This window comes from Lachnobacterium bovis DSM 14045 (assembly GCF_900107245.1).
In the GTDB taxonomy this organism is placed as follows: domain Bacteria; phylum Bacillota; class Clostridia; order Lachnospirales; family Lachnospiraceae; genus Roseburia; species Roseburia bovis.
Genome location: NZ_FNPG01000013.1, coordinates 1 through 12,989 on the forward strand (window position 1 = coordinate 1; position 12,989 = coordinate 12,989).

20 protein-coding genes and 1 pseudogene are annotated in these 12,989 nt (G+C 33.1%); all 21 read left to right on the forward strand.

Features of this window, described 5'->3' with window-relative positions; translation table 11 throughout:
• The first annotated feature begins 367 nt into the window (after window positions 1–367).
• The 21 genes and pseudogenes from BLV79_RS06055 (at window position 368) to BLV79_RS06150 (ending at window position 12,947) form a co-directional block, all read left to right on the forward strand.
• Window positions 368–727: a helix-turn-helix domain-containing protein gene (locus tag BLV79_RS06055; RefSeq protein WP_074717127.1), complete on the forward strand. Its 360-nt coding sequence runs from the start codon at window positions 368–370 to the stop codon at window positions 725–727.
• Window positions 717–1,418, forward strand: a complete 702-nt coding sequence (locus BLV79_RS06060; RefSeq protein WP_074717129.1) for an ImmA/IrrE family metallo-endopeptidase — start codon at window positions 717–719, stop codon at window positions 1,416–1,418. The genes BLV79_RS06055 and BLV79_RS06060 overlap by 11 nt, the downstream gene beginning before the upstream one ends.
• 265 nt (window positions 1,419–1,683) lie before the next feature.
• Window positions 1,684–2,169 (forward strand): EndoU domain-containing protein, encoded by a 486-nt coding sequence (locus tag BLV79_RS06065; RefSeq protein WP_074717131.1) that lies wholly within the window; start codon window positions 1,684–1,686, stop codon window positions 2,167–2,169.
• Entirely contained in the window at window positions 2,169–2,513 is a 345-nt protein-coding gene (locus tag BLV79_RS06070; RefSeq protein WP_022750154.1) for a hypothetical protein, read from the forward strand. Before BLV79_RS06065 ends, BLV79_RS06070 begins: the two co-directional genes overlap by 1 nt.
• Window positions 2,500–3,174 (forward strand): DUF4417 domain-containing protein, encoded by a 675-nt coding sequence (locus BLV79_RS06075; protein ID WP_074717133.1) that lies wholly within the window; start codon window positions 2,500–2,502, stop codon window positions 3,172–3,174. The genes BLV79_RS06070 and BLV79_RS06075 overlap by 14 nt, the downstream gene beginning before the upstream one ends.
• A gap of 142 nt (window positions 3,175–3,316) precedes the next feature.
• Window positions 3,317–3,727, forward strand: coding sequence for a hypothetical protein (locus BLV79_RS06080; protein WP_074717135.1), 411 nt, complete (start codon window positions 3,317–3,319; stop codon window positions 3,725–3,727).
• Window positions 3,727–4,146, forward strand: coding sequence for a hypothetical protein (locus BLV79_RS06085; protein WP_031556555.1), 420 nt, complete (start codon window positions 3,727–3,729; stop codon window positions 4,144–4,146). Before BLV79_RS06080 ends, BLV79_RS06085 begins: the two co-directional genes overlap by 1 nt.
• Before the next feature lie 9 nt (window positions 4,147–4,155).
• Window positions 4,156–4,515 (forward strand): hypothetical protein, encoded by a 360-nt coding sequence (locus BLV79_RS06090; protein ID WP_022750158.1) that lies wholly within the window; start codon window positions 4,156–4,158, stop codon window positions 4,513–4,515.
• Between the two features lie 4 nt (window positions 4,516–4,519).
• Window positions 4,520–4,882, forward strand: a complete 363-nt coding sequence (locus BLV79_RS06095) for a hypothetical protein (RefSeq protein WP_022750161.1) — start codon at window positions 4,520–4,522, stop codon at window positions 4,880–4,882.
• A gap of 284 nt (window positions 4,883–5,166) precedes the next feature.
• Entirely contained in the window at window positions 5,167–5,496 is a 330-nt protein-coding gene (locus BLV79_RS06100) for a hypothetical protein (protein WP_022750162.1), read from the forward strand.
• A 767-nt stretch (window positions 5,497–6,263) separates the two neighbouring features.
• Window positions 6,264–6,458, forward strand: a pseudogene (locus BLV79_RS13040) (hypothetical protein); the annotation flags it as partial.
• A 349-nt stretch (window positions 6,459–6,807) separates the two neighbouring features.
• On the forward strand, window positions 6,808–7,161 hold the full coding sequence (locus BLV79_RS06110; protein ID WP_022750164.1) for a hypothetical protein: 354 nt from the start codon (window positions 6,808–6,810) through the stop codon (window positions 7,159–7,161).
• Between the two features lie 77 nt (window positions 7,162–7,238).
• Window positions 7,239–7,388 (forward strand): hypothetical protein, encoded by a 150-nt coding sequence (locus BLV79_RS12740; RefSeq protein ID WP_159429333.1) that lies wholly within the window; start codon window positions 7,239–7,241, stop codon window positions 7,386–7,388.
• Window positions 7,389–7,396: 8 nt separating this feature from the next.
• A complete protein-coding gene (locus BLV79_RS06115) occupies window positions 7,397–7,630 on the forward strand; it encodes an aminotransferase class V-fold PLP-dependent enzyme (RefSeq protein ID WP_074717137.1) in 234 nt (77 codons plus the stop codon).
• Window positions 7,631–7,644: 14 nt separating this feature from the next.
• Window positions 7,645–8,367 (forward strand): ATP-binding cassette domain-containing protein, encoded by a 723-nt coding sequence (locus tag BLV79_RS06120; protein ID WP_022750165.1) that lies wholly within the window; start codon window positions 7,645–7,647, stop codon window positions 8,365–8,367.
• Window positions 8,357–9,781, forward strand: a complete 1,425-nt coding sequence (locus tag BLV79_RS06125) for a hypothetical protein (RefSeq protein WP_074717139.1) — start codon at window positions 8,357–8,359, stop codon at window positions 9,779–9,781. Before BLV79_RS06120 ends, BLV79_RS06125 begins: the two co-directional genes overlap by 11 nt.
• Before the next feature lie 318 nt (window positions 9,782–10,099).
• Window positions 10,100–10,453 (forward strand): type II toxin-antitoxin system RelB/DinJ family antitoxin, encoded by a 354-nt coding sequence (locus tag BLV79_RS06135; protein WP_074717143.1) that lies wholly within the window; start codon window positions 10,100–10,102, stop codon window positions 10,451–10,453.
• A gap of 337 nt (window positions 10,454–10,790) precedes the next feature.
• Window positions 10,791–11,135, forward strand: coding sequence for a helix-turn-helix domain-containing protein (locus tag BLV79_RS06140; RefSeq protein ID WP_242871443.1), 345 nt, complete (start codon window positions 10,791–10,793; stop codon window positions 11,133–11,135).
• 5 nt (window positions 11,136–11,140) lie between these two features.
• A complete protein-coding gene (locus BLV79_RS13170) occupies window positions 11,141–11,275 on the forward strand; it encodes a hypothetical protein (protein WP_278320469.1) in 135 nt (44 codons plus the stop codon).
• Window positions 11,262–12,203, forward strand: coding sequence for a virulence RhuM family protein/type II toxin-antitoxin system death-on-curing family toxin (rhuM, locus tag BLV79_RS06145; RefSeq protein WP_242871444.1), 942 nt, complete (start codon window positions 11,262–11,264; stop codon window positions 12,201–12,203). Before BLV79_RS13170 ends, rhuM begins: the two co-directional genes overlap by 14 nt.
• A 399-nt stretch (window positions 12,204–12,602) precedes the next feature.
• Entirely contained in the window at window positions 12,603–12,947 is a 345-nt protein-coding gene (locus BLV79_RS06150; protein WP_074717149.1) for a hypothetical protein, read from the forward strand.
• Window positions 12,948–12,989: the final 42 nt, after the last annotated feature.

Consider the following 12,989-nt stretch of genomic DNA (forward strand, 5'->3'; position numbering starts at 1 on the left):
ATCATTGTGAGTTCCTCCTGTTTAACTCATATATCATATCATTTGTACATTTTTATTTAATATTTTTTGTACATAAATAAGTATAACTTTATACATAGACGGATGAAAGATACTTGTAGCCTCCTTCACCTCTTAAATAGGCATCAACAATTTTTTTCTTAAACTCGTAGCTGTACTTAGCCATAAAAATACCGACCTCCAATCGTTAGATTTTTGGTCTAACTTTGTGGGGTCGGTACAAGATACTGGTGGTTTTTCTATATGTAGTATGACGGACAATGGTTTGGTGCACATTTAGTATTTATTACAGTTGACAACAATAAAAATGTACTGTACAATAAAATTGCACGAAAGGAGAGAATTAAAGATGGCAAATCAAGTGTTTGGTATACGAGTCAAAGAATTAAGAGAAAAAGCTGGGCTAAGCATGGATCAGTTAGCTACAAAACTTGGAGTATCGAAAAGCCGAGTAAATATGTGGGAAAACAGTGGAACGATTCCAAGAGGAGATGTTTTAATTCAACTTGCAAATTACTTTAAGGTATCGACAGATTATCTTTTGGGTAATGATGATGAGTCTGCTATTTCACCGACCAATGCACAATTGAGTTCTTTACAGAGAAATTTGGGAAAACTTAATGAGGCTGATCTTAACAGAGCTGAAGGAATGCTAAAAGCTGTATTTATGGATATTTTTAATGATGAGGAGGACGATGATGACATTTGATGAAGTGTATAAGTCAGTAAATTATACCAAGGTTTATTGTAAGGCAAATGAATTATTAGTTTCATCGAGTGCAATTGAAGTATTTCCTTTTAAGGTTAGCTCTCTCATAAAAGAACAGTCTGATATAAGATTATGCAAATATGCAAAAGCATTTGAAAAATATGGAATTCCTATAAAACATTTTGGAAGTGAATCTGCTGTAATTATGGAATTTTGTGGAGCTGTAATTATTTTTTACAACCAAGATGAGGTTGAATACAGAATTCGTTTTGGAATAATGCATGAATTTGGACATTATGTATTAGGCCACAAATTTAACTTGAAAGAAACAGACCCTTTATATCATAAGCAGGAATTAGAAGCCAATTGTTTTGCTGCTCAAATGTTGATGCCAGAGCAGATACTACGAGAGTGTAAGCGCAGAGAGAAGAATATTTCAGTTGATTATATTATTCAATCATTTAGTGTTTCAGAGGATGCTGCATCAAAAAGAATGAGAACATTGGCTAATACTATATATGAGTGGAAGTCTAGAGCTGAAAGAGAGTATGATGATATTATAGTTCTTAAGTATGCTTCTATGATAAATAAAATAGCACCAAAGAATTTTTATGAATATGATTTTGATGATGAATATGATCGTCAAAGAGAAAGAGACTCTTGGTATGCTGATTCTAGAACAAGGTGGTGATGTAAATTGATTGTATTTAGAAAAAGAAAAAACGCATAGCTGTTGGTGCAGCTATACGTTTATCTCGTAAGAAAGATTTAGTAAAATCTCTCTAAAGTTGGTATAAATTATTTTACTACAATCTTTCTGTGAGAGCAATTAGAAATTGAAACTTATTAATATTTAATTGTTTGGCCAACAATTTGTTGGCGGAAAGATGAGGTCGAAATGATCAAATTAATTGTTTTTGTTCCTTGTCTGTCTTTATTGACAGGAGGGAACTATTATGGGCACAACTAAATCTGGACGTGTGTTAAATACTCGAGGAGCAGCAGGCTCAGCGAGTCAGTTTTCGGTAGTTCATTCTAATGAGGGGGCATATACGAAGCCACAAAAGAATGGCCATATTCGTATGAAGAGTGGAGGTCATGGGCAAGCTGGAATGAATGAACTTGATAAGTATGGGATACGATATAAGGTTGAGAAGACATATCCTAATGGAGTAAGAGTTGGACATGTATTGGACCATACAAATAGGGCTAAGCAGCGCTCAATGGGACAATCGTGGTTCCCTAAATCTTGGACGAGTAAAGATATTAAACGTGCAGGGGAGCATGTTGCTAATTTAAAAGCCAATCGTCATGTGCCGGATGGTAAAAGAATATATGGGATGTGGAAAGGTGTTAGGGTTGGAGTTATAAAAACTCATGGTCAAATTGGTACGATTTTTCCGGATTCTAAACAACCAATAAAGAAAGGCGGTAAAAAATAATGGATATAAATAGTTTTCGAGAAGTAATAAAGCAGCGTGAAGAAACGGATAATGAATGGGATTATGGTATTGAGCAGTGCTGGAAAAAGGAAATTGAGATACTTTCTGAAGATATTCCTTCAACAATTGAGTTCCTAAAAAATGAATGTACAGCAGACGAGTATTCTTGGATAAGCGAAGTTATCGATGCTGTGGTGGATAAAGTGCCAAGTAAGGAGCTTGTACAATGTTATACAGAACTTATGGCAAAGTTCCCAGAAGAGTGCCAAAAGTATAACATTAAAGGAGTTATAGAGATTTGTGAGGGAATACTCAAATGGGAGGAAGAGAATGGCAAAAAATAAAGAAAACCTTGTTGATGAGGGATTTAGAGTATCTCTTGTTGAAACAGCCTTTTTTGATGGAAAATTTGAAATCCCACATATCGATGCTCCAGACAAAATTATTATTCCAAATGGTATGGTTCCTTTCTCAGTAAGAGAAAGGAGCCAGGATAAAAAAGATTTCGTGTGTTTTTATGAGCATGATATTAATTTCAGAGATATACTAACAAAAACAGAAGAATACGTTGATGAATTAAAACAATATCCAGGAATTATTACACCTGACTGCTCACTTTATATTGACGCACCGTTATGTGTCCAAATAGCAGATATCTATTTGAATAGAGCAGTAGGACATTATTTGCAGAAACAAGGGTTATATGTTATTCCAAATATTCGATGGGGAGATGAAAGGACATTTAAAGAAGAATTTCTTGGTGAGAAAGTTGTATTTCAAGGTGTTGACAAGCATAGTATTGTATCGGTAGGTACATATGGCCAAATACAATCAGCTGAATCAAAAAGATTCTTCAGGGAAGGCCTTTCGGAAATGATAAAAGAACTAGAACCTGAGGTTGTATTGGTGTACGGTTCAATGCCTGATACAATATTTGCTGATTTTAAAAAGACAACTAAATTTATTCCATATCCTGATTGGACTACACGGATGAAAAGTAAATAAGTTTGAAAAGCCAGCAACTCATGATATAGAGCCGCTGATGTATGTGCTAATTATATAATTACTTTTGGCAGGTATTCACTTGGATACCTGCTTTTTCGTACTTCATTTGATTGATTCCTGTTCAGACAAATTAGCAACATAGGTGGATAATCATAAAGGTTTTGGAGGATTTGACCTTAGTCCTAGAATAAATTGGGACGTTAATCTTCAAAGGTTTAATTTGCTTCTTAGTAAGTTGGCAGATGCTTTTTTGGCAATTAACGGTGTGAAATTAATGCCGAATTTTAGAACTGGTTGTTTAGATACATTTGAAGTACTTTCAATATATCCACCTAACACATGGTATTCAGTAGGCGCACTTGGATGTGGCAGAGGAAGAATCAAGATAAATGAGATGTATCTCAGAACAAAACGGATTGTTACAAATCCTAATATGCTTATTTACTATGGTAAATTAAAACCGGAATATGCTCATATTTTAGATGAATACGGAGTACAATATAAAGTCTTTACCGACTTTCAACGTCTTAGTCGTAGGAAGGAGGTAGCATAATGTCTGATGCTAAAACAGATTACTCAGAAGCAGTTAGCTCACAGAAGGATGCGGCAACAAGAGATTCAATGATAGCTGATCTGATTCAGCAAGGATATGCAAGAAAAGCTGAATATGGAGTTGGATGGGACACAGTGGATATTAATGATGTTGTATCTGTTGTTGCTCCTGGTGCAAAACCAGTTGTGGTTGGGAGTAAGATAATTTACTATAGTGCTGACGGAACTAAGGCAGTTGTCGCTGATGTTAGTGGATATTTGCGAGTACAAGATTTAACTAAAAAAACCAGAAAACGACAGTACTTAGACCAATTTGGTGACGACGCATATAATGTAGTTGAGAGCAACGGGAAAAAACGAGGTAGAAGTAAGTCGGAGTTTCAGAAGGCGACTCATTATATGATTAAAAAGAGAATGTGAGGTGAGTAAATGTTTGTATATTATATGAATGTTCCATTAAATAAAATAGGGATAGAAGAATTTGAAGGTTATGATGAAGAAATGTCAAATGTTAAGACATTTGAACTTACTCAAGAGGAGTATGATATTTTGAGACAACCTAAAGGCCTATTTCAAGAGTTTGACGAAAGATTCGGAACAATAATTGATGTCTGTGAAGAAGAGCGAATCGTTAATGAAAATTTGAAGGAGGCATTACAGTCTGCTAATAAAATGTTAAATAAGCAAAAAAATGACATTGCAGAAAAAGCTATTAAAAAAGTTATAGACTCTTTGGAATGTGCTATCCAGGCGGGAACTTTTTGGGAAATAGATATTTATTTGGAGTAATGCCATGAGTAAATATATTTATCAAAAATTTCTTCTTAACTGTAATTATGAAGACATAAATATAAATGACTTCCCTGTTTTTGAGGGTGATGTTAAATGCATACTGGATTATCGCTGCGACTATTGCTTGTTTGATATAAATAAAACATTAATACGAAAAATAAGTATTGCAGATATAGACGAACAAGTGGATACAGAAGAGGATTGGAATCAATTATTAAAATGGTTAAAAGAATTCGAGGTTATTGTTCTCTATGATTACCACGTCAATTCAGCTAATCCGATTATTCAAAGTTATCGTGAAGCAACTTTAAAAGCCTATTTGTATCGATTTCAAAAAAATGAAATAAAAATATGTCTTGCATAAACGATATAGTTATAGTATCACGATGATGCGCCTCGTGATAATATTATGATACGATTTCTTCGAAAAGCACAAGAAATATAAGGCATTTCATGTAATTGTGGAAAATAAGAATGCCGTATTTAACATGATTTACCATGAGAAATAGATTTGGAACTACCGACATGGAGTAAAAAATATTGAATATGTGAAGTTTGGTTATGATGAATTTGCAAGCACGGTTGATGGATTTCGTCCTGAAAAAGGGCAATGTGATTGTATAGCTTAATAAAGAAGAGGTGATAAATATGAGCGATGCTATTAAGTGTAGATGTCGAAGGTACTTTAGAAGTAATGACTCTGAATGTTGGTCAATAGAGCATGATGAGGGCGAAGGCTTTGTCTCAGAAGATGTGTTGGTGTTACAATTTACTGATACGAACGATGAACTTGTTAAGGCTTTATATCTATCAAAATCAGAGGAACGTATTAACTCAGAAGTGATTTTGTCTTATTTACTTGCAATTTTTGAAGATTTAACTAATGGAGAAGGCAGTTTTACTCTGAAACGTCAAATTGATGAACATATTGATGATTATTGGCCAGAAGATTTGGTGAAAAAATTAAATGAGATATAGCTAATGTGTTTGTTGATTCTGATGAGACATCTATAGTAAGTGCTGTGAGGGTAGATGAGCATATGTGGAACCAGTAAAATGATGACGAAATGCTACAAATGGCTTGATATTAGGGCCTATACGGTTTATGATTTAGGTACCTCTAAAGGGATGTGATTGGTTCCCTTGCCAAGCGAAATGGGAGCTTTATCAGATGGGAACCCTACCATATAAAATAAATGGGAACTATAAAAGACGGGAATCATACCGGCAAAGAAGGAATATAACGGGCTGCATCTTCTGACGCAGCCCGTTATTATATTTTAGAAAGTTTAAAGTCTGTACTTGTGAATTGATGCTCAGTACAGACTTTTTAAAATTTTGAGTGACATTTACAGTGACAGCGGCTTTAAGCGTATAAATAGCCTGTGTAAAGATGCTAAAATCAAGTTTAGTTATGAGATTGATGAAGCAGGGTTTACTTCTATAATTCATAGAAAAAAGCTGGTGAAATATCATCGAATAAAACAAATGTCACTGTAAATGTCCCGGAAAATGTCACTCTAAACAAAATGGAAAAGCTAGTGTATCAGTTATTTCGTCTATAAAATGTCTACCAAAACCTCAAAAAAGTTGTGGACAACATGGAATAATTAGAAAAGATATACCATATGGCTTGAGGCCGTGTGAAATAACACGGTTTCAGGTCTTTTTTGGATCATCGCTTCTAATATGCTTCTATTTTTTTCAGAAAGATGCAGGATTTTATCAATAGCATTTATGGTATTGAGACTTCAGACAGAATCTTTGTACTTTCAAAATCATATTTGCATCATGAAACGGACAGAGGTGTTAAGGCAAGTGGAGTAAAGAGGATTCGTATCCATGATCTCAGACATAGCCATGCTTGCCGTTCTAAAGGACACTTCGAGGCAGTGTCCTTTTTTCTTTTTATCAATCAGGTAAACGTCCTTCATACATGAGGTTCAGTTCACCATAGACCTGAGTCCAGGTTCTTTAGATAAAAGAAAAATTCCTTTGTTGCATAATATATACAGGTTCGTCAACAGTATAAAAAACAACAAATAAAGCATTTCTAAAATAAGAATGTTTATACTGACAGCATTGATTAGAATAGAATATGAGACCTTCTGACGGAAACTTTTCAAAAGAATATAAAAAAATTGGAAAATAAATAGAGACTTTAAAAAATGTTGACATGCTTTAAAAATGTTGATACTATGCAAATACAGACTTAAGTTTGCGCTTAATAGTTTAGTAGGATAATATGAAAGCAGACAAATCAATAATTTTAAGAAAGGGAGAAAAATAATGAATCAGAAGGAAAGTGAATTTTTGACTAAATGGAGAGAATCCTCAAGTATAACGATGTTTTTTTCTAGTATTTTTGTAGTTTTTGCAATCACATTAATTTCAATGACAGTTAGTTTTCTGGCAATGTTATTCTCGTCAGGGGATAACGGAATCAGATATTGCTTTTTTAAGACGATATATTTTGAAGCGATAACAAATGCAGATGGTGACACATCGTTGGCATTTGGATTTACAGGATCTACTTTCCCAATTTTATTTTTTGCAGGTATTCTATTTATGTTCATTTTTGGAACATATTTTTTTGCAAAAAAATTGCTTAAGTACAGACAGCATTTAATTGAAACAAGATGATGGATACTAAAAAAATTAAATTTTAAAATTTGCTATTAATAATTCTTAAATGCAATGTGATATTTAATTTTTTAGTGATGATTATTTCATTAACAACAATCATTTTTCTGAGAAGTGCTAATACTGCAATTGAGTTACATACTAAATTTTTGATTAGAGAACTGCCACAATTATTTGCGGAAGCAATTAAGTGGAGTGAAGATGCAGAATATATTTTAATAGAGTAGGTGTAAAAATGATTTATTTGGATAATGCAGCAACCACGAGAATATCATCTGGTGTGGCTGATGTAATGACAAAAGCAATGTTGGAGCAGAATGCTAATCCGTCAGCAATATATGAGATTGCTCTTGATAATAGAGCAAAGATAGAACAAGCAAGAAAAGATATTGATGAAACAGAGAAAGACATAAAAATATTCATTAATAAATTGGCGAAAGCTGTAATTACATTAAAGGAAATATATTAAATTCGAGGTAAAATATGGAAAAATCAATTTTGGAGATTAACAACTTATCGTATGCTTATGATAAGACAAAAGTATTAGATAATGTAGCATTCCAATGTAATAGAGGAGAAGTGTTAGTAATAGCGGGTCCAAATGGAAGCGGAAAAACAACATTAATAAAACTTTTATTTGGATTGTTGGATAATAAGAAAGGTTCAATTAAGATATTTGGAAGTGATAACACTGATATTTCACTTAAGAAAAAGATGTATTATCTTTCTAGTGAAAACATTTTGCCTCAGTTTTTAACTGGAGACGAATATGTTAGAATGATGTGTAGATTATATGATATTAAAATTGATGAAGAAAAATATAAAAAACTAATTAGCTATTATGCAATGGAACATAGAATTAATCATCTTATAGAAAACTATTCTCATGGTATGGTAAAGAAAATTCAGCTTATTACAGCATTTATTCTTCAATCAGAAATAACTGTAGTTGATGAAACATTGAACGGAATAGATATAGAAGCGAAGGAAGTGAGTAAGATTCTATTTAGAAAATTAGCAGAAAAAGATAAGTTAGTAATTATGTGTACGCACGATTTGGAACTAGCTGAAAAGTTGGGAAATCGTGCAATACTCTTATATAAAGGAACTGTCAAAGACATTGTGAATTTAAAGGAAAAGGATTGTAATTTGACTGAAATTTTTAAGAACTTAGTAGGATTTAAGGAGTCAGATTATGAGATATAGTAAAGTTTGTGAAATTACTAAAATCATGTTTGTTTTTTTTCAACGCAATGTCTTAAATGTGGGTCTGCTTAATAAAAAAATATTTAGATTGTTTATTATTGGAGTTGTGGTCTTATTAACAGCTTTTTTATCATTTGAACTATATAATTTCTTCGAGAGCACAAATAGTTCTCAAAGACAAATAGATGTGATACTCGATTCTTATAGTTGTTCTGTATTTATATGGACTTTCGTTGCTTTTATTTTTGTAAAAATATTGTTCATGAAAAAGGGTTCGTTTCTAGAATTTACAGATCAAATGCCCGTGACTAAACAAGAAAAAAATATATCAATATTAATATTTGAAATATGTACTGCATTGTCAGTGGTTATTATCTTTTCATTGGCACTGATAATCACATTGATCACTCGTGATGGATCAGCATTTATTACAAGAATAATATGCAATATTTTCTTTAATTGTGTAACAATATATTTTGTATTTGAATTATTATATAGTATATTTGGAATTTTTTGTAATTATATGGGGCTTGAAAAAGTAAAAAACATTATTGTTATCTGTATACTTTCATTGCTTTTGGTTGGATTTTATTTGGTTATAATACCTGATGTCTTTTTGTCAATTTTGTATACATATAAAGACAATACAGGTACAGCTTCCATACTTTTTTATATGGTTGTTACTGAAAAATATGGTATATTGGCATCCACTGTACTTTTTGTAGTGATTAATTCCATATTGGGGTTTTTAATAGTTCATATACCAAATAACGATGCTAACTGTACAAATAAATATGCTAGAACTTGTCGATTCATCATGAAAAAATCTAGAATACTGAGTGCATATGTGGTAAGCTTTTTACGGAAGGTGGATACAATAAATTATTATTTTATTGCAGTATTCAGTTACGTGATAACAATTGTAATGAAGATTGATAAGGGATATTACGTAATTCTAATTTTGTCATTAAACTCTCTATATGCATATGTACAGACTGAATCATTAAGAAATATTATTATTCAAAAGAAATATAGTGTTGTAAAAGATTATTGCAGAATAATAATGTCACAGATAATATACATATCAGTATTGGCGATTCCAGTGTGTATAGTAGATATATTCTTAAATAAAGAAATTTTATTTATAGTAGATTTATTTGTTGCAATAATATTTTCAGTAGTATTTTTTACAATGGCAGGAATCTTGTTCCCAGCCAAAAATGAGAATCCATTCTCGGCAATGGTAGGAATAATGTTTATAATTATGATTGGATTAATTGCAGTTTCAGTTTGTTTTTTCTTAAAACTTAATGAAAAGAGCATAATAGTATTTATGGTTTTACTATCAGTTGCCAGTGTGAGTATCAGTATATTTGGAATGAATAAATTGTATGGGAAATTAATTCATTCATGATTTAAAGGTAATGGATTGAGAACTAAAGATCGAATTGTAATTATATCCCTAAACTATCCTTTAGAACGACATAGTCATGTGGCACATCTTATCGAGCTTGGTTTTTCTCCTGTGGAGATAGCTGATAGATTAGGCCATGAGAGCATGTCGGTTACGATGACATATTCTCATTTGTAGCCATCGAAACAGCGTAAGATGGCAGATAAGTTCAATCAGGATCATGAGCGGATGGAGGTAAAAACAAGCGATAAAAATCGTAAACCCATCTTGAATTGTAACGCAAAACGCGTTACAACAAATAAAAAGGAGTTGATACGTATGGAGAAAACAGCAACACTCAATTTAAGAGTTAATCCTACAACGAAAAAATCAGCTGAGGATGTGCTTTCACGTCTTGGAATTCCTATGTCTACGGCTATTGATATGTATTTAAGACAGATTATACTCACAGGTGGAATTCCTTTTAGAGTTACATTACCGCAGGCACCGGATGCTATTAATGCGGATCTTATGACGACTGCAGAGATTCATACAAAATTACAGGAAGGCTTTGAGGATATTGAAGCTGGACGAGTACAGGATGCAAAGGCTGCATTTGCAGCTTTTAGAGAGCCACAGATGAGAGAATATCCTGTAAAAATAACGGAAAAAGCAAAAGAATCGATGGAATAAACGTAAAACCACAACAACATATAGCTATAAAAGAAAATCAATTTCGCAAGATATTGATGCCTTTCTAGGGATGGAGTAAGCGAGCAAATAGCCGTGAGACCTTTTAAATAAAGGGTTTCACGGCTTTTACTTTTTCTCAAAGTACTGTTGCAGCACTGTCTGGTATAAAAATAGTGATGACATAGCATCTTGACATTGCCAGAAAATGGGAGTGATATAACGTTTATACGGACAATATGCGGAAAGACGTATAAACACAGAAAGATAGAGAGGAGGGCAAAAGTTATGTTGTGTCCGGAGAAGTTTAAGATATGGATAGAAGAAAGTGTAAAGGAAAATGGAGCAGAAAATGACAATTAGTGAACGCATTTTTAAACTGATGGAAGAACGTGAGCTTACACAGATGGACTTTTCAAAATCCACTGGAATAGCAAAGAGTACTATTAGTGATTGGAAACGAAAGAAAACGAATCCGTCTGCAGATAAAATAATGATTATTTGCAATGTGTTAAAAGTGACTCCATATGAATTGTTGCAGGATACGGTTCAATCTGTAGAGGAGTTGGAATATCGAGTGGTTACAAAAGGCACAAAGGAATATGATTTTTTGATTGAAATGGAAAGTCTTAAGAAATCGCAAAAAGAAAGATTGTTGGGGTATATAGAGGCTTTAAAACAATAGGTTTGATGGCGGTGGAACTGGCTGGATTAATTGAAAAATTATTATCGGGAATTAAGCCGGATAGACAGTTTGTGGAAGAAATCAAAAAAATTCGGAAAAAAGTAATATGCGCGGGAGGTGTTTTTAGTGAAGAAAAGTGAGATTATACTATTTGAAACGAAAGACAAGGAAGTAACGTTATCAGTACCAATGGATGGAGATACCGTATGGCTGACGCAAGAACAGATGAGTAATCTATTTGCTACTGCCAGATCATCTATAGCGTACCATATTGGAAATATTTTCAAGGAAGGGGAACTTGAGAAAAATACTTCTGTCGAAATTTTCGACAGAAGTACAAATAGTGCATCAAGACCGCCAAAATATTACAATTTAGATGTCATTATATCTGTAGGTTATCGCGTTAAATCCAAGCGTGGTATAGAATTCAGACAGTGGGCAAGCAAAATCTTAAAGCAGTATATGATTGATGGCTATGCAATAAATGAGAAACGTTTACATGCATTGCAAAAGACAGTTGATATCCAAACACGAATGTTAGCAGGTGCATTAAATGTTGAAGAAAAGGATATCCTAAGAGCTGTAAATCTGTATACGGACGCATTGACGTTGCTGGATCAGTATGATCATCAATCAATCATAAAACCTGACGGAAAGCAACCGATATATAGGATTACTTATGATGACTGTATGACGATGGTTTCTCATATGAGGGATTCTTTTGATACAGATGTCTTCGGAGTCGAAAAAGAGGTTGGCAAAGTAAATGGTATCATTTCTGCGATATATCAGAGCGCATTTGGTCAGGATGCATATCCGACGATTGAAGAAAAAGCTGCTAATTTGCTGTACTTTATGATTAAGGATCATCCGTTTGCTGATGGATGTAAGAGAATAGCGGCCTCTTTGTTTTTGGAATTTTTGGAGAGAAATGATGCATTACTTAGAGATGGCAATAAACGTATTGGTGACGGAGAACTAGTCGCTATTACACTTATGATTGCAGAATCTAATCCGGAGGAAAAGGATGTTATGGTAAAGCTGGTTATGAATTTACTTAACATGTGATTTGGTTAGAATCACATGTTAAGTGAGAGTGATTCTAAAATGATTCTATTTTTCCGAAAAGCACAGGAAATACAAGGTGCTTCGTGGAATATAAAAAAATAGAAACACTGAAATTATCAGTATTTCACACGAGAAAAAGAGTTGAAACTGGGAAACTAGAATAGTTCCAAGCGGCTTACAAGTGAGTAGAAATCTAGTAATATTAAGGGCTGAGAGCATTTGCTCCCAGCTTTTTTTTAACATTTATTGTTCCCCAAAATATTATCTTATAAATAATTGCCATTGTTTGAAGTATCAAATAGATAAGTAAGAAAGGACGTGATATAATAAGAAAAAACGTATAGAGAGTAATATTTTTCAGGACTTAAACTAACCTACAAAGAAACGAGGTAAAAAGTAATGGATATCAATAGTTTTAGAGAAGTTATAAAAAAACGTGAAGAAACAGATGATGAATGGACATATGGAGTTGAGCAGTGCTGGAAAAAAGAGATTGAAATTCTCTCTGAAGACATTCCATCTACAATTGAGTTCTTAAAGACAGAATGCACCGCTGAAGAGTTCTCTTGGATAAGTGAAGTAATTGATGATATTGTTGATAAATATCCAAGTAAAGAACTTGTAGAAGGATATAAATCTCTCATGACAAAATTTCCTGAAGAATGTTCCAAGTATAATATTGAAGGAGTGATTGAAAGTTGTGAGAATATCCTCAAGTGGGAGGAAGAGAATGGCAAAAAGTAAAGAGAATCTTGTTGATGAAGGCTTTAGAGTGTCACTCGTTGA